The following is a 22,238-nucleotide window of genomic DNA, read 5'->3' on the forward strand; positions in this document are numbered from 1 at the left end:
ACGGGGGTGCGGTCCACCCGGGGCGACCCGGGGGCCGCACCCCCGTCGCGTGCCGGCCCGGCCGGCAGGAGAGGAGAACCCGTGACGGAGAAGACCGCTACCCGGTCCGGCCACACCGGGAAGCAACCCGCGGGTGCCGGTGCGCCCCGACCGGCACCCGCGCGCCGGTCCGGTCTACGCCCGGCGGCCGTCGGGCTGCCGCTGCTCGGCGCCGTGATCACGCTGGCCGCCTGGTGGCTGGTCACGTCGGGCCTGGAGCTGGTGCACCCCGTGTCGCTGCCCCCGCCGCAGGCGGTGTGGCAGGCACTGGTCGCGGGCGGGGACGTGCTGATGCCGTCGCTCGGCGTGACCACCATGATGACGGTGCTCGGATTCCTGCTGTCGACGCTCGCCGGCGTGCTGATCGGGATGGCCCTGGCCGCGTCCCGGCGCGTCGAGCGGATGTTCGCGCCGCTGCTGGTGGCGGTCAACGCGGTGCCGAAGATCGCCCTCGGTCCGCTGCTGGTGGTCTCGGTCGGCTGGGGTACGAAGCCGATCCTGACCATGGTGTTCCTGCTCTGCTTCTTCCCGATCGTGCTCTCCACGGCGACCGGCCTCACCACCACCCCGGCCGACCTGGCCGAGCTGGCCCGGTCCCTGAACGCCTCGTGGTGGCAGGCGTTCCGCAAGGTGCGTCTCCCCGCCGCGCTGCCGCAGATCTTCGTCGGGCTCAAGGTGGCCATGCCGCTGGCCGCGATCGGCGCGGTGATCGGCGAGTTCTATTCGGACAAGCCGGGGCTGGGCTACCAGATCCTCCAGTACAACGGTGTCGGCGACACCGCGACCGCCTGGGCGGCGATCATGCTGATCGCGCTGATGAGCATCGCGCTCTACAGCGCACTGTCCCTGGTCGAGCGTCTCGCCCTGCCCTGGGTCCGGGCCACCACGTCGGCCCGCTGACCCGCCGCGACGGGGCGACGGTGTGGCCCGCCGGACAACGGCGGGCCACACCGCCCGGTCAGCTCGCGAGGCGCCAGCGCCCGTTACGCGCCACCAGGGTGGTGAGGGCCTGCGGCATCAGGCCGGAGTGGTTGTCCGGCGTCATCCGGATCGGCCCGGAGAGACCGTCCAACTGGGTCGTCTCGAGCACGTCCCGGATGCCGTCACGGTCGACCTCGCCGGGCTCGCTGCCCGCACGCAGCTCGGCGTCGGCGATGAGCTGCAAGGCGTCGGCGGCGAACGAGGAGGACCCGTTGTAGCCGCCGAAGCGGGCGGTGTAGTCCTGGAACCACTGCCGCCGGGCCGCCTTGGCCGGCGTGGTGGCGATCACGTCGTCGATCACCATCGTCTGGGTGAAGACCAGCGTGGCGCGTTCGGTCGCCCCGGACGCGGCACCGAGGAAGAGGTCGCCGGCAGCCGCCGCGTCGAAGAAGAGGTCACCCTCGAACTTGGCCTGCTTCGCGGCGGTGGCGGCCAGCGTCGCCTGCTCCGCCGAGGTCCAGATGACGATCGCGTCCGGCTTCTTCCCGACCAGTGCCTTGACCTGCGGGCCGACCTCCGTGTCGGTGGTGCGGACGGCCTCCTCGCGCAGCAGCTTGACGCCGCTCTTGGCGAACTCGGCGCGCAGCGCGGTCAGCCCCTCGCGGCCGTAGGCGTCGTCGCTGTGCAGCACGGCCGCCTTGCGTACGCCCTTGCGGCGCATCTCCCCGGCGAGGGCGGCGGCGCTGTCGGCCGCGTTCGGGGAGAGCTTGAACACGTACCGCCGTTCGGCGACCGGGGTGGTCACGGCGCTGGACGCGGCGAGCGCAATGGTGGGAATTCGCTTCTCGTTGATGGTGCGTACGGCACCGACGGCGCATTCGTTGCAGCCGCCCATGATGATGGCGCTGACTTGGGAATCAGCGCTGAAATCACCGATGTTGCGCAGCGACTCGCTCGCGTCCGACCGGTTGTCCTTCACCCGCAGCTCGACCTTGCGGCCGTTCAGCGCACCGGAGGAGTTCAGCTGGTCGACCTTCAGTTCCAGCGCCCGCTGGTACGCCTTGCCGATGGGTGCCGCCGCGCCGGAGAGTTCGAGGTCCGCAGCGATGACGATGGGACTGGTGTCCTGCTCGTCCGCCCCAGACTGGCAGCCGGTGAGCGTGGTGGCCAGCACGGCCGATGCGATCGCCGCGGCGGTCGCGGAGCGGATGGGGCTCAACTCAGTCCTCCAGATGCGGCCCGGGACGATGCCCGGTCACCGCCGGGTTGTCCGTCCTCAGTGGAGGAACGGGATCGGTCTGCCGTACGGTGTGCGCGAAGCCTGCAAAACCTTGCCAACGCCGGGCCCTGTGGTCAAGCGGAGCGTCGGAAGCGTTTCGGGACGCGTATCCCACATGGTGGGGCAACGGGAAGTTTGCAAACGCTTACTAATACGACACGGATGACCACTCTGGAGTTACATGCCCTGTTCACGGGCATGGAGAAATGAAGGTATTAGTTGACCGGATCGCGGGATGCGTGCCCTCCAACCGTTTCCTACCCCACTGTGGCTTCCCAAACAGGATCACTTCTGATGAAATCGCGGCCGTGCCGCGTGTGGCGCAGTCCGCTGCACCGGGCGCGAGTCGGCGGGGCAGGCGTGGAAGAAACGACGGAGGCGATGTCGTGAGCACCGGACCGACGACCCTGCCCGCGGGTGGCGACACCGAGCAGCCGAAGCGGCGCTGGTTGCCCCGGCTCCGTGACGTGCGGATCCGCTCCAAGCTCGCGCTGATCCTGGTCGTGCCGGTCGCCGCGGTGCTCGCGTTGGCCACGGTGCGACTCGTCGCCGTCGGCGAGAACACCTTCGACGCCAACCAGGCGCGCGCGCTGACCGCGCTCTCCATCAACGTCTCCGCGCTGACGCAGGACCTGCACCAGGAGCGGATGGCCGCCGCGGCCTTCCTCTCGACGCCGCAGCAGAAGGCCGACGCCTACAACCTGCGGGTGCGCAGCACCGACCAGCGGGTCGAGGCGTACCGGGCCGAGCGCGGACGCGTCGGCGAGGTGCCGGCCGCCGTGGGGGAGCGGCTGGCGAGGATCGACGATCACCTGGAGACGCTCGCCAGCACCCGGCAGGAGGTGCTGGACCGCCAGCAGATGGCGGTCGCCGAGGCCGCGCTCCGTTACGGCGTCATCATCACCGACCTGGTCGCGTACGGCGACGGCCTGGCCCAGCTGCCCGGTGACGAGCGGCTCTCGGACGCCCGGCGCGCGGTCGCCGCGTTCGCCCGCGCCAAGGCGGCCGTCGCCGAGGAACAGTCGGTCGTCTACACCGCCCTCGTCGCCGGCCGGCTCGACGAGGAGCAGTTCTCCTCCTTCGTGGCCACGCTGACCAGCCAGCAGGAGGCCCTGGTCTCCTTCTCCCTGGCCGCCGAGCCGGCCCAGCGCGCCCTGGTCGACAGCACGGTCTCCGGTGACGCGGTCACCCTCGCCGACCGGGTGGCCGCCGACATCACCCGCTCGGTCGGGCAGCCCTCGCTGGTGAGCGCCCAGGACGCCACGGCCGCCATCGGCGCCGTCAACGACCTGATGCGGTGGGCCGAGATCCGGCTCCAGGACCGGTTGCTCAGCCAGGCCGACCAAGCCCGGTCGGACGTCATCCGGCAGGCCATCATCGAGTCGGCGCTGGTCCTGCTGACCCTCATCGTCGCGGTGACCCTCGCCGTGGTGCTGGCCCGCTCGCTCAACCACTCGCTGCGCAGGCTGCGGGAGGGTGCCCTCTCGGTGGCGAACCACGACCTGCCGGACGCGGTGCAGCGGCTGCAGAACGTCGGCAACGTCGGCGACGGCGGCGTCGAGGAGATCGTCCGGCAGGTACGCGATCCGATCAAGCTCACCAACCGCGACGAGGTGGGCCAGGTGGCGCTCGCCTTCAACGTCGTGCACCGCGAGGCGGTCCGCGTGGCGGCCGAGCAGGCCGCGCTGCGTACCAGCGTCTCGGCGATGTTCCTCAACCTGGCCCGCCGTAGTCAGACCCTGGTCGACCGCATGATCGGCGAACTCGACGCGATCGAGCGCGGCGAGGAGGACCCGAAGCGGCTCGCGCAGCTGTTCGAGCTGGACCACCTCGCCACGCGAATGCGCCGCAACGACGAGAACCTGCTCGTGCTGGCCGGTGCCGACTCGGCCGTGCCGCGCCGCGACGACGCCCTCCTGGTGGACGTGCTGCGTGCCTCCCAGTCCGAGGTGGAGCTCTACAACCGGATCGAGTTCGGCACCGTCGACACCGACATCTCGGTCGCCGCGCACGCGGTCAACGACGTGGTCCGGCTCGTCGCCGAACTGCTCGACAACGCCACCCGCTTCTCGCCGCCCACCACCACCGTGGTGGCCGACGGCCGGCGGATCCGGGACTACGTCCTGATCCAGGTCGAGGACCGGGGCCTCGGCCTCACCGACGACCAGCTCGACTCGCTCAACCGGCGGCTGGCCGCCCCGCCGAGCGTCGACGTCGCGGCGTTCCGGCTGATGGGTCTGGCCGTGGTCAGCCGGTTGGCGTCCCGCTACGGCATCCGGGTGGAGCTGCGCCGCAACGTGGAGGGCGGCACGGTCGCCCAGGTGACGCTGCCCGCCGCGACGGTCGTACTGCCGCCCGTGCACAGCCGGGACCAGCAGATCACCCGCCCCCGGCAGCCGCTCGCGGTCGAGCAGAGCCCCCTCACCCCGGCCGGCCTCGCCGAGCCGGCCAGCGCGGGGCGTACCGCCTCGGCCACCCTCACCGACCAGTGGCGCTCCGCCGCCCCGGCGCCCTGGCAGGCCCCGGAGCAGGCGCGGGACACCGCGGCCCCCGTGCAGGCCGGCGGCCTGACCGCGCCGCAGCCGACCGTTCCGCAGGCGCCCCCGGCGCGGCCGGCCTTCCCCGGCGGCGCCTCGGTCGGCACACCGACCGTCGCGTACCCCACGGTCGAGTCGCTGCCCAGGCGCGTCCCCGGCGGGGAGTCCGCGGCGCCGGGCACGCCGGGCCTGCCCGCCGGCCCGATCGCCGGGTCGCCGGGTGCCACCGGGCTGAGCGCGGATCCGGGTGCCGGCCGTGGCCTCGGGGCCGGCCTGGCCGCCACGGCCCCGCTCGCCCCGCGCCCCGCCGCGCCGATCACCCCGCGCCCCGAACTGCCGGCCGAGGCACCGATCTTCCGGGAGATGGAGGCGGTGTGGTTCCGGTCGCACGGTAACGACGCCACGGCCATCTTCACCCGCCCGGACTTCAGCCAGTCGCCCGCGGCGCAGCAGGCCGCTGCGGCACAGGCCGCCGCGGCACAGGGCGCCGGAGCGCCCGCAGCCGGGATGCCGGCCGCCGCCCAGCCGGCACCGGCACAGCCCCGCACGCCCCGGCTGCCCACCCGCACGCCGGGCAGCACCGACACCGCCCCGCCCCCCGCGCAGCCGGCACCGCCGTCGTACGCCCCGCCGGCCGCGACGCGGCCCAGCATGCCGGACACACCCCCCGCGGCGGCGCCTCCCGCAGACCCGCCCTCGGCGGCATCCGCCGACGCCTGGCGGACAGCGGCAGACGAAGGCTGGTCCCGGGCCAGCCGGGCGGCGGCCCCCGCCACCGCCGGCACCACCCGCTCCGGGCTGCCCAAGCGGCAGCCGCAGGCACAGCTCGTGCCCGGCGGGATCGAGCCCCGGGCCGGCCGCGACCGCAGCCGGCGTACCCCGGACGAAGTTCGGGGCCTGTTGTCGGCCTACCACCGCGGCGTGCAGCGCGGCCGGGCGGCCGGAACGGACCAGGACAGCACCTCGACCAAGGAGACGAGTCGATGAACAGGCCAGCGGCCATGCAGGACATGAGTTGGTTGCTCACCAACTTCGCCGACAGCGTGGCGGGAATCGCCCACGTGGTGGCGGTGTCCGCCGACGGGCTGCTGCTCGCCTCCTCGCGGGACCTGCCCCCGGACCGGGCGGACCAGCTCGCGGCGATCACCTCGGGCGTGGTCAGCCTGACCGAGGGCGCCGCCCGGATGTTCAGCGCCGGCGGCGTGCTCCAGACGGTCATCGAGATGGACAGCGGCTATCTCTTCCTGATGTCGATCAGCGACGGCTCCTCCATGGCAGTGCTGGCGGCCCGTAGCTGCGACGTCGGTCAGGTGGGTTACGAGATGGCGTTGCTGGTCGAGCGGGTCGGTGCGGCGCTGGTGCCGCTGCCCCGGGACGCGGTGCGGTCCTAGCGGAGGACGCGACGTGCGGGCCGTACGTCGCCAGGACGAGAAGATCCGGTGCCCGACCAGGGGCCCCGGCCGGGAAAGGAGGTGATCGTCGATGGACCAACGGCGCGTGGACCCACGTGGTGCGCTGGTACGGCCGTACGCGGTCACCCGCGGCCGGACAGAGGCCCGGATGGACATCGCCCTGGAGGCGGTCCTGACGGCCAGCGCGACCCAGGCCGCGGAGGCCCGCTTCGCGGGGCACGACAAGCACCGCATCGCCACTGTCTGCGAGGGCCGGGCACAGTCGCTGGCCGAGATCTCCGCGTACACCCGGATGCCGCTGGGCGTCACCCGGGTGCTGGTCGCCGACATGGTGGCCGAGAGCCTGCTGACGCTACACACTGCCGCTCCCGCCGAGGGGTTCGAGGAGCGGATGGAAATCCTTGGAAGGGTGCTAAGTGGACTTCGCAGGCTATGACCCCGCCGGGGCCCGCCGAAACCGGGGAATCATCTCCGCGAAGATCGTGGTCGCGGGTGGCTTCGGCGTGGGCAAGACGACGCTGGTCGGCGCGATCTCGGAGATCACCCCGCTGAGAACCGAGGCGGTGATGACCGCGGCCGGTGTCGGCATCGACGACCCGTCCAAGGTGCCGGGGAAGCAGACCACCACGGTCGCCATGGACTTCGGCCGGATCACCATGGCCGAGGACCTGATCCTGTACCTCTTCGGCACGCCGGGCCAGACCCGCTTCTGGTTCATGTGGGACGAGATCATCAAGGGCGCGGTGGGGGCCGCCGTGCTGGTGGACACCCGCCGGATCACCGACGCCTTCGCGCCGCTGGACTACTTCGAGAACCGCCGGCTGCCGTACGTGGTGGCGTTGAACCGGTTCGACGGCGCGCCGCAGTACGAGCTGGAAGAGGTCCGCGAGGCGCTGGCCATCTCGCCGGACGTGCCGCTGGTGCTGACCGACGCCCGGCACCGGGACGCGGTCAAGCAGGTGCTGGTGACCGTCGTGGAGCACGCCATGCTCCGCCTCGAGGCAGAGCACGGCCGGGGCTACCCGACGCCGGTCGGCTGACCGGGTCGGCTACCGCCTCCGGGTCCCCGCTCAGTCGACCCGGAGGCGGTAGCCGCGCTTGACGACCGTCTGCACCACCCGGGGCGCGCGCAACCCGGCGCGCAGCCGGGCCACCGCCATCTCCACGGCGTGCTCGTCGGCGCCGCGGGGCAGCGTACGCAGCAGGGCGGTCCGGGACAGCACCCGACCGGGCGAGGCGCACAGTGCCCGCAGCACCGCCATCGGCGCCGGCGCGAGCGGGCGCAGCTCGCCGTCGACCACGGCGGCGTGCCCCCGCAGCGTGAGCAGGTGACCGGCCACCTTCAGGGTGACCGTGCGGCGCGGCAGCTCGTCGACGATCATCCGCACCAGGGCACCCAGGCGGGCCCGCGCCGGCGCGCTGACCGGCACCCCGCGCCGCAGCAGCGGCCCGGCGGTGACCGCGCCCACGCAACTGGCGAGCACGTCTCCCCGGAACGCGTCGAGCACCGCCTCGCAGCGGTCCCCGGCGGCGTGCAGCAGCGCCTCCGTCGCCGGGGCCGAGGTGAAGGTGACCGCGTCGACCAGCCGGCCGGCGACCAGGTCGATCAGCCGGTGCAGCGGGGCCGGGTCGGTCGGCGGCGCCCAGCGGTAGACGGGCACCTCGATCACGGTCGCCCCGGCCGCCTCCAGCGCCAGCGTGCACTCCGGCTGCCGGTCGCCGTGCAGCTGCATGGCGACCACCTGCCCGGCCACGCCGCGCCGGCACAGGTGCTCGACCACCTCCTCGCAGCTCTCCGAGTCCGGTGACCACTGGTCGTGCAGGCCCGCGGCCCGGATGGCTCCGCGCGCCTTGGGACCCCGGGCGACCACGTACGCGTCGGCGAGCACGCCGCGCAGCGGCTCGGCCAGCCCCCAGCCCTCGGCCGCCTCCAGCCAACCGCGCATCCCGATGCCGGTGTTGGCCATGAGGACGTCGGGCGGCCGTTCCAGGCAGGCCCGGGTGGCCGCGCGCAGGTCGGTGTCGTCGGCCAGCGGCACGATCCGCAGCGCCGGGGCGATCACCACCCGGGCGCCGCGCCGCTGCAGCAGCGCGGCGAGTTCGTCCCGCCGGCGGTCGGCGGTCACCCCGATGGTGAAGCCGGCCAGTTCGTCGCGCATTCACCCCTCCCGTCGCAGCCGCACCTCGACCAGGCCGTCCCGGCAGCGCACGTCGTGCCGGGGCACGGCGACGCCGGGCAGGTCCAGGCAGACTCCGGTGCGCAGGTCGTACACCTGCTTGTGCAGCGGCGAGGCGACCGTCGGCACCTCGCCCCGGCTACCGACGAGCCCGCGCGACAGGACGTACGCCCCGGCGACCGGGTCGCGGTTGTCGAGGGCGAACAGCCCGTCGACGGTGCGGAAGAGGGCCACCTGCACGCCGTCGACGAGCGCGGCGACGCCCCGCTCGGGCTCCAGCCGGTCAAGGGGGCAGACCGGCGTCCAGGCGCGCGTGGCGGTGGGCAGTGTCGTGGTGGTCACGGCCGTACCTCCGGCATGCCCAGCGCGACCGGCTGCCGGCCCGCACGTGGGCGTTCTGGTCGGGGATCCCCGGTGCCCGCCGGCCGGCGGGCCGGGACGGGTTGGCCCCGTTCGAGGGCGAACGTGATGGACGGGTCGGGAACCTCCGGGGCGTTGACGAAGGAGGCGAACCGGCGCAGCCGTACCGGGTCCTCCAGCACGTCGCGCCACTCGTCGGAGTACGACTCGACGTGCCGGGCCATCGCGGCGTCGAGTTCGGCGCAGAGGCCGAGCGAGTCGTCCACGATGACCGCGCGGAGGTGGTCGAGCCCGCCCTCCATCGCCTCGATCCAGGCGGCGGTACGTTGCAGCCGGTCGGCGGTGCGGACGTAGTACATCAGGAACCTGTCGACCAGCCGGACGAGCGCCTCGGTGGACAGGTCGGTGGCGAAGAGGTCGGCGTGCCGGGGCCGGAAGCCGCCGTTGCCGCCGACGTAGAGGTTCCAGCCGGTGTCGGTGGCGATGACGCCGAAGTCCTTGCTGCGCGCCTCGGCGCACTCGCGGGCGCACCCCGACACCGCCGACTTGATCTTGTGTGGGGCGCGCAGTCCCCGGTAGCGCAGCTCCAGGGCGATGGCCAGCCCGACCGAGTCCTGCACCCCGTACCGGCACCAGGTCTCGCCGACGCAGGACTTCACCGTGCGCAGCGCCTTGCCGTACGCGTGGCCGGACTCGAAGCCGGCGTCGACCAGCCGGCGCCAGATCTGCGGCAACTGCTCGACCCGGGCCCCGAACAGGTCGATCCGCTGCCCGCCCGTGATCTTCGTGTAGAGCCGGAAGTCCCGGGCCACCTCGCCGATCACGATGAGCTTCTCCGGGGTGATCTCCCCACCGGGGATCCGGGGCACCACCGAGTAGCTGCCGTCGCGTTGCAGGTTGGCCAGGAAGTGGTCGTTGGTGTCCTGCAACGACGCCTGCTCCCCGTCCAGCACGTGGCCGGCGCCGAGGGAGGCGAGGATCGAGGCGACCACCGGCTTGCAGATGTCGCAGCCGCGACCCCGGCCGTGCTCGGCGACGAGCCGCGAGAAGGTGCGGATGCCGCGTACCCGCACGATGTCGAACAGTTCCTGCCGACTGGCGTCGAAGTGCTCGCAGAGCGCCGTGGACTGCCGCACCCCGGCCGCGTCGAGCAGCTGCTTCAGCATCGGCACGCAGGAGCCGCAGCTCGTCCCCGCCCGGGTGCACGCCTTCAGCGCCGGCACGTCCGTGCAGCCGCCGGCGATCGCCGTGTCGATGTCGGCGCGGGTCACCGCGTTGCAGGAACAGACCTGCGCGGCAGCGGGCAGGGCGCCGGCCCCCGCGCCCGCCGCGCCGGCCGGGGCGAGCAGCGCCAGCGGGGGAGCGGGCAGGGGACCGCCGACACTGGCCCGCAGCGCCGGGTACGCGCTCGCGTCGCCGACCAGCACCCCGCCCAGCAGGGTCTGCGCGTCGTCGGAGAGAACCAGTTTGGCGTAGACGCGGGTGGCCGGGTCGGTGAACGTGACGTCGAGGCAGCCCGGCGTGGTGCCGTGCGCGTCGCCGAACGAGGCCACGTCCACGCCGAGCAGCTTCAGCTTCGTGGCGGTGTCCGCGCCGGGGAAGGTGGCCGCCCCGCCCACCAACCGGTCGGCGACCACCTCGGCCATCGCGTACCCGGGGGCGACCAGGCCGTGACAGGTGCCGTCGACCGCCGCGCACTCGCCGACCGCCCAGATCCGCTCGTCGGCCGTCCGGCAGGTGCCGTCGACCAGCACCCCGCCGCGCGGGCCCAGGGCGAGACCGGCCGCCCGGGCCAGCTCGTCGCGGGGCCGGACGCCGGCCGCGACCACCACCAGGTCGGCGTCGACCACGGTCCCGTCGGCCAGTTCCAGCCCGGCGACCGCGCCGTCGGGGCCGGGCCGGACGGCGGTGGTGGCCACGCCCAGGTGGGTGCGTACGCCCAGCTCGTCGACGTACCGGCGGAGCATCGCGCCGCCGGCCGGATCCACCTGCACCGGCATCAGCCGGGGCGCGAACTCCACCACGCTGGTCGCCAGCCCGAGCAGCCGCAGCGCGTTCGCCGCCTCCAGCCCGAGCAGCCCACCGCCGATCACCGCCCCGGTACGCCGGCCGCGCGCGTGCTCCCGGATCGCCGCCAGGTCGTCCAGGGTCCGGTAGACGAACACCCCCGGCAGGGTCGCGCCCTCCACCGGCGGCACGAACGCGGACGAGCCGGTGGCCAGCACCAGGGCGTCGTACGGGTGCTCGCCGGCCGCCGTGCGCACCAGCCGCCGCTCCCGGTCGATCTCCGTGGCCGGCTCGCCCAGGCGCAGGTCCACCCCGTCGTCGGGGGTGTGCAGGTTCAGCTCCTCGGCGCCGACCCCGTCGAAGAAGGCCGAGAGCCGCACCCGGTCGTACGCGGGGCGGGTCTCCTCGGCGAGGACGGTGACCCGCCACCGTCCGTCGGGGTCGCGGGCGCGCAGCGCGTCCACGAGGCGTTGCCCGACCATCCCGTTGCCGACGACGACCAACCGACCACCGCTCATGACGGCACTCCGCTGCGCTGCGTGCCGTCATGAGGCACCGTCGCACCGAGCCTGCTGATTCGCTCGCTCCGCTCGCTCATCGCGTCACCTCCACCGATTCCACTTCCGACAACCAGCCGACGATGCCGGCGACCGCGTCCCGGCAGCTCCCGCATCCAGTGCCGGCCCGGGTCGCGGCGACCACGGCGTCGACCGTCCGGGCCCCGGAACGCCAGCAGCTCACCAGCGCTCCCTTGCTGACGTCGTTGCACCGGCAGACGGTCGCCGCGTCCGGCATCAGCGCCGGGGTCGCGGCGGGCGTGGCCGCCGCGCCGAACGACCGGCCGAGCAGCAGGCCGCGCCGGTCGGCCGGCACCGGCTGGCCCCGGTCGAAGAGCTGGATGACGGTGCCGACCGCCGGGTTGTCGCCGAGCAGGATCGCGCCGGTCAGCCGCTCGTCGCGGATGCGCAGCCGGGCGTACGTGCCCCGGGCCGGGTCGGCGAAGGTCAGCTCCTCGCCGGTCCCGCCGTCGCCCGGGTCACCCATGGCGGCGAGGTCGATGCCGGCCGCCTTGAGCCGGGTCACCGCCGGGCGGGGCCGGTAGCGGGCCCCGGCGTCCTCCCCGGTGAGCACCTGCGCCACCACCCGGGCCTGCGCCCACGCCGGGGCGACCAGCCCGGTGAGGGCGCCGTCGTGCTGGGCGCAGTCGCCGATCGCGGAGATCCGCGGGTCGCTGGTGCGCAGCCGGTCGTCGACCAGCACGCCCCGATCCACGGCCAGCCCCGCGGCGGCGGCGAGGGCGGTGTCGGGGCGTACCCCGCAGGAGAGGACCAGCAGGTCGGCGGCGAGCGAGCGGCCGTCGGCCAGGTCGAGGTGGACCCCGTCGGCGTCCGCGACCACCCCGGCCGCCGCCACGGCCAGGTGGGTGCGCACCCCGAGGCCGGCGAGCGTGTCGGCCAGCACGGCCGCGCCGGCCGGGTCGAGCTGCCGTTCCATCAGGTACGGCACCGGGTGCACCACCGCGACGTCGAGGCCCCGGGCGGCGAGCGCGCGGGCCGCCTCCAGCCCGAGCAGCCCGCCGCCGAGCACCAGGGCGCGGCGCGCGCCGGCGGCCACGGCGAGGATCCGTCGGCAGTCGTCCAGGGTGCGGAACGGCACCACCCGCTCCGGCAGCCGGGGCCCGTCCAGCCCGGGCAGCGGGGGCACCACGGCCCGGCTGCCGGTGGCGAGCACCAGATGGTCGTACGCGACGCGGTCGCCGTCGTCGGTGCGGACCGTGCCGCTGGCGCGGTCGACGGCGGTGACGCTCACCCCGGTACGCAGGTCGACGCCCTGCCCGGCGGCCTCGGCCAGCTCCACGTCCGGCTCGCCGACCTTGCCCGCCAGCAGGGTGGAGAGCATGATCCGGTTGTACGCCCGGTGCGGCTCCGCGCCGAGCACGGTGACCTTCCGGTCCCCGCCCCGGGCGTGCAGCTCGCCGGCCAGCCGGGAGCCCGCCATCCCGTTGCCGATGATCACGATGCGCTCGGTCATGGCACCCTCTCCAGCCGGACGGCGCAGATCTTGAACTCCGGCATTCCGGAGACCGGGTCGACGGCGTCGTTGGTGACCGAGTTGGCGCGCGCGGCGCCGCCCCAGTGGAACGGCGCGAAGACGGTGTCCGGCCGGATGGCGGTGCTGAGCCGGGCCGGCGCGCGCAGCTCGCCCCGGCGGGAGACCACCCGCACCGGTTCGCCGTCGCCGATGCCGAGCCGCCCGGCCAGGTCGGGGTGCAGCTCGACGAACGCGTCCGGGGCGGCCCGGCGCAGCGCGGCGACCCGGCGGGTCTGGGTGCCGGACTGGTACTGCGCGAGGACCCGGCCGGTGGTGAAGTGCAGCGGGTACTCGGCGCAGACCTCCTCGGCCGCCGGCCGGTGCTCCACCGCGTGGAACCGGGCCCGCCCGTCCGGGGTGGGGAAGCGGTCGGCGAAGAGCCGGGGGGTGTCCGGGCCGTCCTCGGCGGGGCAGGGCCAGAAGACGCCGTCGTGCTCGTCGATCCGTTCCCAGCTCACCCCGGCGTAGTCGGCGATCCCGCCGGCCGAGGCCCGCCGCAGCTCCGCGAACACGATCCGCGGATCGGCGGCGTCCTCCCCGCCGGCGCCACCCCGGAGCCGGGCGGTGAGGTCGGCGAGGATCCCCAGGTCGGTACGGACACCCGGCGGCGGCGTACGCAGGGCGCGGCGGCGCAGCACCCGGCCCTCCAGATTGGTCATCGTGCCGTCCTCCTCGGCCCACTGGGCGGTGGGCAGCACCACGTCGGCCAGCGCGGCCGTCTCGGAGAGCAGGAAGTCGGCGACCACCAGCAGGTCGAGATCGCGCAGCCGGCCCTCGATCCGGGCGGCCCGGGGCGCGGAGACCACCGGATTCGAGCCGAAGACCAGCAGCGCCTTCGGGCCGGCGGGCGTGCCCAGCGAGTCCAGCAGCTCGTACGCCGGCACGCCCGGCCCGGGCAGGTCCTCGGCCGGCACCCCCCAGACCCCGGCGACGTGTTCCCGGGCGGCCGGGTCGTCGATCCTGCGGTAGCCGGGGAGCTGGTCGGCCTTCTGCCCGTGCTCCCGTCCGCCCTGCCCGTTGCCCTGCCCGGTGAGGCAGCCGTACCCGGAGCCGGGGCGGCCGGGCAGGCCGAGGGCGAGCGCCAGGTTGACGAAGCCGGTGACCGTGTCGACGCCCTTGGCATGCTGCTCGGCGCCGCGCGCGGTCAGGATGATCACGCGCTCGGCGGTGCCGAGGGCCCGGGCGGTCGCCTCCACGTCGGCCACCGGCACCCCGGAGAGCGCCTCGGCGCGGGCCGGCCACCAGCCGGCCGCCACGCGGCGGACCGCCTCGAAGCCGACGGTGCGCCCGGCCACGTACTCCCGGTCGATCCAGCCCTCGGTGAGCGCGATGTGCAGCAGCGCGTTCGCCACCGCCAGGTCGGTGCCCGGCAGGGGTTGCAGGTGCAGGTCGGCTTGGCGGGCGGTGGCGGTGACCCGGGGGTCGACCACGATCAGCCGGCCGCCGCGCTCGCGCTGCTCGGTCAGCCAGCGCACCAGCGGGGGCATGGTCTCCGCCGGGTTCGCGCCGACCAGCAGCAGCGTGTCGGCCCGGCCCAGGTCGGCCAGCGGGAACGGCAGGCCCCGGTCGATGCCGAAGGCGCGCATGCCGGCGGCCGCCGCCGAGGACATGCAGAACCGTCCGTTGTAGTCGATGTGCCTCGTACGCAGCGCCACCCGGGCGAACCTGCCCAGCGCGTACGCCTTCTCGTTGGTGAGTCCGCCGCCGCCGAAGACGGCGACCGCGTCGGGTCCGTGGCCCTCCTGGACGGTGCGCAGGCCGGTGACGATCCGGTCGAGGGCGGCGTCCCAGGTCGCCGGGTGCAGCTCGCCGTCGGCCGGGTCCCGCAGCAGCGGGGTGGTCAGCCGCTCGGGGTGGTCGAGCAGCTCGGCGGCGGTCCAACCCTTCTGGCAGAGGCCGCCCCGGTTGGTGGGGAACTGCCGGGGCAGCACGCTCACCCGGCCGGGCTCCTCGCGCAGCGTCATCCCACACTGGAGGGCGCAGTACGGGCAGTGCGTCGCCACCTGGCGGGGCGTCCGGCCCGGTCCGGTCGCCGCGTGTGCACCGTCTGTCATGTCGGCAAAGCGTGCCGGTGAGCGGTTTCCGGTCCGGGTCCCGTTTGTTTCGGTCCTGTCAAGAGCGGCTCACACCGCACGCTGGCAGCGGGCAGGTTCGCAGCGTTTACAATGTGGGAGCTTGTTCCTATATTTTGGGAGGCGCGATGGACGTGGCCGAGGCCTTCGACGCGGTGGCCGGCAGCTACGACGAGGCCCGCCGGCGCCTGGTGCCCTGCTTCGACGCCTTCTACGGCACCGCCGTCGAGGTGGCCGCGCCGCCGCTGCGTGCCGCGCTCGCCGCAGGGCGTACGCCCGAGGTGCTGGACCTGGGCGCGGGCACCGGGCTGCTGTCGTTGCTGCTCGCCGCCGCCGTGCCGGGGATCCGGCTGACGCTGGTCGACGCCGCGCCGGCCATGCTCGCCGTCGCCGCCGACCACCTGCGGACCCGTGGGGTGGCCCATCGGACGGTCCTGGCCGACCTGGCCCACCCGCTGCCCGCCGGGCGCTACGACGCGGTGGTCAGCGCGCTGGCCGTGCACCACCTCGACGACGCCGGCAAGCGTGAGCTCTACCGCCGGGTGCCGGCGGCGCTGGCGCCCGGTGGCGTCTTCGTCAACGCCGAGCAGGTCGCCGGCCCCACCGAGGCGCTGGACCGGCGCTACCACGAGGTATGGCTGGCGCAGGTCGCCGCACTGGGATCCGACGCCGACGAGATCGCCGCCGCCGAGGGCCGGATGGCGTACGACCGGCCCGCGCCGGTCAGCGCGCAGTGTCGCTGGCTGGCAGAGGCCGGCCTGGTCGACGTCGACTGCCACTTCAAACAGTGGCGGTTCGCCGTGTTCGGCGGTCGGCGCGGGTGAATGACGCACGGATGCCGAACTGACACCGACGTGGCCGTAGCCGGCGCACCTGCCCCGGCTACGGCCGGTCGGTGCGCCCGTCGAGGTGGCCTTCAAGGCGTTGGGCGAACCGGTGCGCCCCGGCCTTGCGCAGGTGGGCGATCAGATCCTGCTCATCGCGATCCTCGGTGACCAGGCTGCGTCGGTAGTAGGAGACCTGTTTCAGGACGACGCGCTGGACCAGTCCCATCGACGTGTCGGCGACGTAGGCGAGGCAGTCGCTCTCCAGCGAGAGCAGGCTGATCCAGTCGCGCAGGGTCCGTGAGTACAGGATGTTGGCGTCCAGGAACACCAAGGGGGCGCCGAGCGTCACAGTGGACACCGTATCCAGCGCCGGAGGGTGACCGCGCTATTCGTCGACGTTGAGCCCGAGCGCGTCGGATTCCAGCATCAAGGCCTCGTACGACTTCCGGCGCTCCCGCATCTGGCGCTGCCGGAACGCCAGGACGTCGGAGAGGAGCAGCCGCCGGTGGCTGCCCACCCGATGGCAGGGGATGGCAGCGGTCTCCAGCAGGCGGACCAGCGTCGGGCGGGACATGCCGAGGAGCTTGGCCGCCTCGGTCGTCGACAACTCCCGGGCAACGGCGCTCACGGCGACTCCGTCGCCACGGGCGAGCAGTGCCGATGCGTGCCGCAGGACGTCGAGCAGTTGGGCGGGGAGTTCGACCTCCTCGCCGTTCGGCGAGACGAGGCGAGCCTTCGCTGTCGGGGCCTCGTCCGGATGGCGCCTGAGGAGTCTGTCGACCGCGGCGACCTGGCTGCGCTCGGCTCCCGCGCTGGGCATGACGGACGTCGTCCTGGCGGTCGGGCTCACGGGCGTCCCCCCCTCGTGCGGCAGGCCGTTCCAGAAGCTGTCCTGACGCTTCGGACATCGTCTCCTGCAAGCGCAACAACCGCAAGCGCAATCGAATATTTCAGTTATGTGGCAGTGGCGGTTTGCCGTGTTCGGCGGTCGGCGCGAATAGGTGGGGTCGACGGGATGACTGCCGGTCATACCGATGGGTAGTCTGCTCGGCATGACTGCCAAGGTGACCCTGTCGTTCTCAGACGAGACGATCGAGGAGGCCCGGCGGTTCGCGAAGCGCGAGGGGCTCTCCCTGTCGGCGTGGATGGACCAGGCGGCCCGCGAGAAGGCGCTGCGCGAGGTCTTCACCGCGCACGCCGCCGCCGTCGGCCGGGCCGGTCTCGACCTCGAAGCCGCCGCCCTCGCCGACGCCCGCGAGGTGGGCATGGTCGACGACGTGCTCTTCGGCGGGCGCCCGCGTGCTGCGTAGGGGCGAGGTCTGGCGCATCGACGGCGCCCGGGAACGGCTCGGACTGGTCATCAGCTCCGACGTCTACAACTCCACCGACGTGCCGATCGTGATCGTGGCCGAGGTGGTCGAGGAGGCGCTGCTGCGCGACTCGCCCCTGGCGGTGCCGATGGGCGCGTACGTGGTGATGCCCGACCGGCTCTCCTCGCCGATGAAGAAGTGGTTCACCGAGTGCGTGGACGTCGCCGACACCGAGACCATGCACCGGGTCGGCCGGGCGCTACGCATCCTGCAAGAGCTCTGACATCTCACCGGCGGCGTCCGCCCGTGGTGCGGTCTCCGTTGCCGTCCCGACCCGCGACGGGCACGGCGGGGTAATCCCGGATTCCTAGCGTTCCTCCAGGTCGCACCGACGAGGAGGAGCCGCCCGTGAGCGCACTCGCCCCCACCACACCCCTGGCCCCGGTCGCGCCGCCGGCCGCCGGCCGCCGGCGCCGCATCGACGACTGGCGCCCCGAGGATCCCGAGTTCTGGCGTACGACGGGGGCGCGGATCGCCCGCCGCAACCTCTGGGTCTCGATCTTCGCCGAGCACGTGGGCTTCTCCGTGTGGAGCCTCTGGTCGGTGACGGTGCTCTTCCTCGGCCCCGGGTACGGCATCGACCCGGCGGGGAAGTTCCTGCTCACCGCGGTGCCGGCCGCCCTCGGGGCGGCGCTGCGGCTGCCCTACACGCTGGCCGTGGCACGCTTCGGCGGGCGTAGGTGGACGATCGTCAGCGCGCTGCTGCTGCTCGTCCCGGCCGTGCCGATGACGGTGCTGCTGGAACCCGGCGTCTCCTACTCCACCCTGATGGTGCTGGCCTGCCTGACCGGCGTGGGCGGGGGCAACTTCGCCTCCTCGATGGCGAACATCAACCTCTTCTACCCGCAGCGGCTCAAGGGCCGGGCGCTCGGGCTCAACGCCGGCGGTGGCAACCTCGGCGTGCCGGCGGTGCAACTGGTCGGCCTGGCGGTGCTGGCGACGGCGGGCGCCGCGTACCCCCGCCTGGTGCCCGCCGTCTACCTGCCGCTGATCGTGCTGGCCGCTCTCGCCGCCGCACGCTGGCTGGACGACGTCCCGGGGGCGCGCAACGAGCCCGGCGCGCTGCGCGAGGCCGCCCGCGACCCGCACACCTGGGTCGTGTCGCTGCTCTACGTCGGCACCTTCGGCTCCTTCATCGGTTTCGGCTTCGCCTTCGGCCAGGTGCTCCAGCTCCAGTTCGCCGAGCGCTTCCCGACCCCGGTCGACGCCGTCTGGCTGACGTTCCTCGGCCCGCTGATCGGGTCGCTGGTCCGGCCGGTCGGCGGCCACCTCGCGGACCGCCTCGGCGGGGCCCGGGTGACCTTCTGGAACTTCGTCGCGATGGCGGCCGGCGCCGCCGTGGTGCTCCTCGCGGCCCGGGACCGCTCGTTCTGGCTCTACCTGCTCGGCTTCCTGTCGCTCTTCGTCTTCTGCGGGATCGGCAACGGCTCGACGTACAAGATGATCCCGGCGATCTTCCGGGCCCGCGCGGCGGCCGACGTGGCCGCCGGCCGGCGGGACGAGGCCACGGCGCGGCGCTGGGCCGGGCGGATGACCGGTTCGCTGATCGGTATCGCCGGGGCGGTCGGGGCCTGCGGCGGACTGCTGGTGAACGTCGCCTTCCGGCAGTCGTTCCTGGCCCGGGGCAGCGCGGACGCGGCGTACGTCGCCTTCGTCGTCGCGTACGCGGTCTGCTTCGGGGTGACCTGGCTGGTCTACCTGCGCCCGGGCGTACGCCGGGCAGTCGGGGTGTGAGCACCGCCGGGTATCCTTCGGGGGCCAGGCGGGGGCGTACCCCCGTTTTGACCTGCCGATGGGGCGGCGGGTATCGTTGCCTGCTGTTGTACGACATCCAGAGGCGTGCCGCCTGAGGTACGCTTGGTCGTTCGTGCGCGCCCGGTAACCTCGGCGCGCGACCCCAGACCGACGACGAGACAAGGTATACCTGTGCGTACGTACAGCCCGAAGCCGGGTGAGATCGAGCGTCAGTGGCACGTCATCGACGCCTCTGATGTCGTGCTGGGCCGCCTGGCCACCCACGCCGCCACGCTGCTGCGCGGCAAGCACAAGCCGACTTTCGCGCCGCACGTCGACACGGGCGACTTCGTCGTCATCGTGAACGCGGGCAAGGTCGCGCTGACCGGCAACAAGCGCCAGACCAAGATCGCCTACCGCCACTCCGGTTACCCGGGTGGTCTCAAGCAGGTCGGCTACGACGAGCTGCTGACCAAGCGTCCCGAGCGGGCCATCGAGCTGGCCGTCAAGGGCATGCTCCCGCACAACAAGCTCGGCCGTCAGCTCATCAAGAAGCTGAAGGTCTACGCCGGTGCCGAGCACCCGCACGGCGCGCAGCAGCCGGTGCCGTTCGAGATCAAGCAGATCGCGCAGTGAGCGCGGGCGAAGGAAACAGCATGACCGACATCACCGAGACCGAGGTCGCCCCCGAGGCCACCGAGGCGCCGGCGCCCGTCGCCCGCGCGCCGCGTGGTGACCGCCCGATCCAGACCGTGGGTCGGCGCAAGGAGGCCATCGTCCGGGTGCGCATCGTCCCGGGCAGCGGCAAGATCACCTGCAACGGCCGGGACCTCGAGGCCTACTTCCCGAGCAAGGTGCACCAGCAGCTCATCAAGGACCCGCTGGTCACCGCCGAGAAGCCGGAGGCGTTCGACGTCATCGCCAACCTGCGTGGCGGCGGCACCACCGGCCAGGCCGGCGCGCTCCGGCTGGCCATCGCCCGGGCCCTGATCGTCAGCGAGCCGGACGACCGCCCGGCGCTGAAGAAGGCCGGCTTCCTCACCCGGGACGCCCGGGTCAAGGAAAGCAAGAAGTACGGCCTCAAGAAGGCCCGTAAGGCTCCCCAGTACTCGAAGCGCTGATCAACAGCTGCGCGTTGTACTTCTGACGAACGGCCGGGTCGCCTCCCCTCGATGGGAGGTGGCCCGGCCGTTCGCCTTTCCTGGACCGTTTCATCGGAGGTTGGCGGGTATGGGCCGGTTGTTCGGCACGGACGGCGTACGCGGGCGGGCGAACGCGGATCTCACGCCTGAGTTGGCGCTGGCGGTGGCGGTCGCCGCCGCGCACACGCTCGCCGAGTCGGACCGGAGCCATCCCCCGTTGGCCGTGGTCGGGCGGGACACCCGGGCCAGCGGCGAGATGCTGGAGGCCGCCGTGGTGGCCGGGCTCACGAGTGCCGGCGCCAACGTGGTCCGGGTGGGCGTGCTGCCGACCCCGGCTGTGGCGTTCCTCACCGCCGAGACCAAGGCCGACCTGGGCGTGATGCTCTCCGCCTCGCACAACCCGATGCCCGACAACGGGATCAAGCTCTTCGCCGCCGGCGGGCACAAGCTGCCGGACGAGATCGAGCTGCGGATCGAGTCGGCGGTGGAAGCCAACGCCACCACCGCCTGGAAGCGGCCGGTCGGCGCCGGCGTCGGCCGGGTGCACGACCTGCTCGACGGCGCCGACCACTACGTGCAGCACCTGATCGGCACGGTGCCGCACCGCCTCGACGGGCTCAAGGTCGTGGTCGACTGCGCCAACGGCGCGGCGGCCGAGGTGGCGCCCGTGGTGTACCGGGAGGCGGGGGCCGAGGTCGTCGCCATCTACGCGGAGCCGGACGGCCTCAACATCAACGACGAGTGCGGCTCCAACCACATCGAGGCCCTGCGGGCCGCCGTGGTCGAGCACGGCGCGCACCTGGGTATCGCCCACGACGGCGACGCCGACCGCTGCGTGGCGGTCACCGCCGACGGCGACGAGGTCGACGGCGACCAGGTGATGGCGATCCTCGCGCTCGCCATGCGGGAGGCCGGCACCCTCACCGACGACACCCTGGTCGCCACCGTGATGAGCAACCTCGGCCTGCGGCTGGCCATGTCCGCGCAGGGCATCCGACTGCTCGAGACCAAGGTCGGCGACCGGTACGTGCTGGAGGAACTGCGCGCGTCCGGCCTGGCGCTGGGCGGCGAGCAGAGCGGGCACATCGTGATGCCCGCGTACGCCACCACGGGCGACGGCGTGCTGACGGGGCTGCACCTGATGTCCCGGATCGCCGCCACCGGGAAGTCCCTCGCGGAGTTGGCCGCCGTGGTCACCAAGCTGCCGCAGGTGCTGATCAACGTGCCGGTGGGGGACCGTACGGTCGGCGCCGCCGCGCCCGCCGTCCGGGCCGAGGTCGAGCGGGCCGAGGCGGAGCTGGGCGAGACCGGCCGGGTGCTGCTGCGCCCCTCCGGCACCGAGCCGCTGGTCCGGGTCATGGTCGAGGCGGCCACCGAGCACACCGCCCGCGAGACGGCCGAGCGCATCGCCGACGCGGTTCGCGTCGCCAGCCCCGCCTGAGCACCCTCCCGCTCCGGCGGCCGTCCGGTCGTCGGGGCGGGTGTGACGGGTCGGCGTGAGTAACGTCGGACCCGTACCTGGCGAACGGTCCCTCGGCGCAGCCGCAACGGTTCGTGACGGGACTCGTTCGGTCATCCGCCGTCTCCCAGGCGTCAGCGCTCCGCACCGAACGACCGCTCGACCGTCGACATTGGAAGGTTGTCCGCTGCGGGCGCCATCCATACTGTCAGCGACGTGATCGCTACCGGAAGGGATGCGGGCGGGGAGCGACGGGACCTGTTCCCCGTGCTCGTCGAACGCAACCTGCGTCGCGCCGGGCGGTCGTGGCACGGGCTGCGCCGCCGTGCCGAGGCCGAGCTGCCGGCCCGCCGCCCGGGCACCGTCCGGGTGTTCGAGGTGGCTGGGCGGCACGTCGTGGAGCCGATCGGTGTCACGTCGGATCCTGTCGCCCCGGTGGACGCCGGCAGCGTCGCCCTGGTCGACCTGCGGCCCCGGACCCTCTTCGTGGAGGTGCTGCTCCGGCCGCCGACAGGTGCGGACAGGTGTGTCCTCAAAGTCGGCTTCCGAGCGCGGGTCGTCGACGCCGCGACCGTCGCCCGGCTCCGGATCACGAACCTCTTTCCCGAGTTGGACGCATTCATCAACCAGAGCCAGCGGTTGCGCTGGTTGGTGACGGGCACGAGCCTGGACCGCCTGGACGAGGCGTACTTCCGCATCCACCAGCGGCTGATAGCGCAGTGCCACGCCAACCCTCCGGACGTCCCCGGGATGCAGATCCGACTCGTGTCCGTGCACGTCACGATCGTGTAGCCGTCAGGCCAGGCCTCGC

The 22,238-nt window shown here is 73.5% G+C and carries 21 protein-coding genes; 13 read left to right on the forward strand and 8 right to left on the reverse strand.

Going from position 1 to position 22,238, the window contains the following annotated elements; genetic code table 11:
- The first annotated feature begins 81 nt into the window (after positions 1-81).
- Positions 82-939, forward strand: coding sequence for an ABC transporter permease (locus ACGFIG_RS02710; RefSeq protein WP_392998463.1), 858 nt, complete (start codon positions 82-84; stop codon positions 937-939).
- 58 nt (positions 940-997) lie between these two features.
- On the opposite strand, the gene ACGFIG_RS02715 is transcribed toward ACGFIG_RS02710, so the two are convergent.
- Complete coding sequence (locus ACGFIG_RS02715; RefSeq protein ID WP_392998465.1) at positions 998-2,179, reverse strand: ABC transporter substrate-binding protein; 1,182 nt, start codon at positions 2,177-2,179, stop codon at positions 998-1,000.
- 446 nt (positions 2,180-2,625) lie between these two features.
- Here ACGFIG_RS02715 and ACGFIG_RS02720 point away from each other — a divergent pair, with 446 nt between their 5' ends.
- From ACGFIG_RS02720 to ACGFIG_RS02735, 4 genes are all read left to right on the forward strand, one after another.
- Positions 2,626-5,763 carry a nitrate- and nitrite sensing domain-containing protein gene (locus ACGFIG_RS02720; protein ID WP_392998467.1) on the forward strand — a complete coding sequence of 1,046 codons (3,138 nt, stop codon included), beginning with the start codon at positions 2,626-2,628 and terminating at the stop codon, positions 5,761-5,763.
- Positions 5,760-6,167 (forward strand): roadblock/LC7 domain-containing protein, encoded by a 408-nt coding sequence (locus ACGFIG_RS02725; protein WP_392998469.1) that lies wholly within the window; start codon positions 5,760-5,762, stop codon positions 6,165-6,167. The genes ACGFIG_RS02720 and ACGFIG_RS02725 overlap by 4 nt, the downstream gene beginning before the upstream one ends.
- Before the next feature lie 91 nt (positions 6,168-6,258).
- Entirely contained in the window at positions 6,259-6,624 is a 366-nt protein-coding gene (locus ACGFIG_RS02730) for a DUF742 domain-containing protein (RefSeq protein WP_088998388.1), read from the forward strand.
- Positions 6,605-7,228, forward strand: a complete 624-nt coding sequence (locus ACGFIG_RS02735; protein WP_334607644.1) for an ATP/GTP-binding protein — start codon at positions 6,605-6,607, stop codon at positions 7,226-7,228. The genes ACGFIG_RS02730 and ACGFIG_RS02735 overlap by 20 nt, the downstream gene beginning before the upstream one ends.
- 30 nt (positions 7,229-7,258) lie before the next feature.
- Here the strand turns inward: ACGFIG_RS02735 and ACGFIG_RS02740 are convergent, their stop codons facing one another.
- The 5 genes from ACGFIG_RS02740 to ACGFIG_RS02760 all read right to left on the reverse strand — a co-directional run bounded on the left by ACGFIG_RS02740 (position 7,259) and on the right by ACGFIG_RS02760 (position 14,877).
- Positions 7,259-8,347, reverse strand: a complete 1,089-nt coding sequence (locus ACGFIG_RS02740; RefSeq protein ID WP_392998471.1) for a uroporphyrinogen-III synthase — start codon at positions 8,345-8,347, stop codon at positions 7,259-7,261.
- Positions 8,348-8,692 carry a nitrite reductase small subunit NirD gene (nirD, locus tag ACGFIG_RS02745; protein WP_392999398.1) on the reverse strand — a complete coding sequence of 115 codons (345 nt, stop codon included), beginning with the start codon at positions 8,690-8,692 and terminating at the stop codon, positions 8,348-8,350. It abuts the gene before it with no gap.
- A gap of 11 nt (positions 8,693-8,703) precedes the next feature.
- Entirely contained in the window at positions 8,704-11,250 is a 2,547-nt protein-coding gene (nirB, locus tag ACGFIG_RS02750) for a nitrite reductase large subunit NirB (protein ID WP_392998473.1), read from the reverse strand.
- A gap of 76 nt (positions 11,251-11,326) precedes the next feature.
- Positions 11,327-12,763 (reverse strand): FAD-dependent oxidoreductase, encoded by a 1,437-nt coding sequence (locus ACGFIG_RS02755; protein ID WP_392998475.1) that lies wholly within the window; start codon positions 12,761-12,763, stop codon positions 11,327-11,329.
- On the reverse strand, positions 12,760-14,877 hold the full coding sequence (locus ACGFIG_RS02760) for a molybdopterin oxidoreductase family protein (RefSeq protein ID WP_392998477.1): 2,118 nt from the start codon (positions 14,875-14,877) through the stop codon (positions 12,760-12,762). Before ACGFIG_RS02760 ends, ACGFIG_RS02755 begins: the two co-directional genes overlap by 4 nt.
- 146 nt (positions 14,878-15,023) lie before the next feature.
- Between ACGFIG_RS02760 and ACGFIG_RS02765 the strand changes: the two genes are divergently transcribed.
- Positions 15,024-15,719 (forward strand): class I SAM-dependent methyltransferase, encoded by a 696-nt coding sequence (locus ACGFIG_RS02765; RefSeq protein ID WP_392998479.1) that lies wholly within the window; start codon positions 15,024-15,026, stop codon positions 15,717-15,719.
- Between the two features lie 58 nt (positions 15,720-15,777).
- Here the strand turns inward: ACGFIG_RS02765 and ACGFIG_RS02770 are convergent, their stop codons facing one another.
- Positions 15,778-16,071: a hypothetical protein gene (locus ACGFIG_RS02770; protein ID WP_392998481.1), complete on the reverse strand. Its 294-nt coding sequence runs from the start codon at positions 16,069-16,071 to the stop codon at positions 15,778-15,780.
- Positions 16,072-16,107: 36 nt separating this feature from the next.
- A complete protein-coding gene (locus ACGFIG_RS02775; RefSeq protein WP_392998483.1) occupies positions 16,108-16,542 on the reverse strand; it encodes a helix-turn-helix domain-containing protein in 435 nt (144 codons plus the stop codon).
- Positions 16,543-16,774: 232 nt separating this feature from the next.
- Here ACGFIG_RS02775 and ACGFIG_RS02780 point away from each other — a divergent pair, with 232 nt between their 5' ends.
- The 7 genes from ACGFIG_RS02780 (at position 16,775) to ACGFIG_RS02810 (ending at position 22,219) form a co-directional block, all read left to right on the forward strand.
- Positions 16,775-17,032: a DUF6364 family protein gene (locus tag ACGFIG_RS02780; protein WP_088998395.1), complete on the forward strand. Its 258-nt coding sequence runs from the start codon at positions 16,775-16,777 to the stop codon at positions 17,030-17,032.
- A complete protein-coding gene (locus ACGFIG_RS02785) occupies positions 17,022-17,315 on the forward strand; it encodes a hypothetical protein (RefSeq protein WP_392998485.1) in 294 nt (97 codons plus the stop codon). Before ACGFIG_RS02780 ends, ACGFIG_RS02785 begins: the two co-directional genes overlap by 11 nt.
- A 125-nt stretch (positions 17,316-17,440) precedes the next feature.
- The gene (locus ACGFIG_RS02790; protein ID WP_392998487.1) at positions 17,441-18,826 is read left to right on the forward strand and encodes an MFS transporter; all 1,386 of its coding nucleotides are present in this window, start codon (positions 17,441-17,443) and stop codon (positions 18,824-18,826) included.
- 192 nt (positions 18,827-19,018) lie between these two features.
- The gene (rplM, locus tag ACGFIG_RS02795; protein WP_154941857.1) at positions 19,019-19,462 is read left to right on the forward strand and encodes a 50S ribosomal protein L13; all 444 of its coding nucleotides are present in this window, start codon (positions 19,019-19,021) and stop codon (positions 19,460-19,462) included.
- A gap of 20 nt (positions 19,463-19,482) precedes the next feature.
- A complete protein-coding gene (rpsI, locus tag ACGFIG_RS02800) occupies positions 19,483-19,947 on the forward strand; it encodes a 30S ribosomal protein S9 (RefSeq protein WP_088647409.1) in 465 nt (154 codons plus the stop codon).
- A 109-nt stretch (positions 19,948-20,056) separates the two neighbouring features.
- The gene (gene glmM / locus ACGFIG_RS02805) at positions 20,057-21,409 is read left to right on the forward strand and encodes a phosphoglucosamine mutase (RefSeq protein WP_392998489.1); all 1,353 of its coding nucleotides are present in this window, start codon (positions 20,057-20,059) and stop codon (positions 21,407-21,409) included.
- Between the two features lie 234 nt (positions 21,410-21,643).
- On the forward strand, positions 21,644-22,219 hold the full coding sequence (locus tag ACGFIG_RS02810) for a hypothetical protein (RefSeq protein WP_392998491.1): 576 nt from the start codon (positions 21,644-21,646) through the stop codon (positions 22,217-22,219).
- Positions 22,220-22,238: the final 19 nt, after the last annotated feature.

This window comes from Micromonospora sp. NPDC049048, from assembly GCF_043197615.1.
Lineage (GTDB): Bacteria > Actinomycetota > Actinomycetes > Mycobacteriales > Micromonosporaceae > Micromonospora.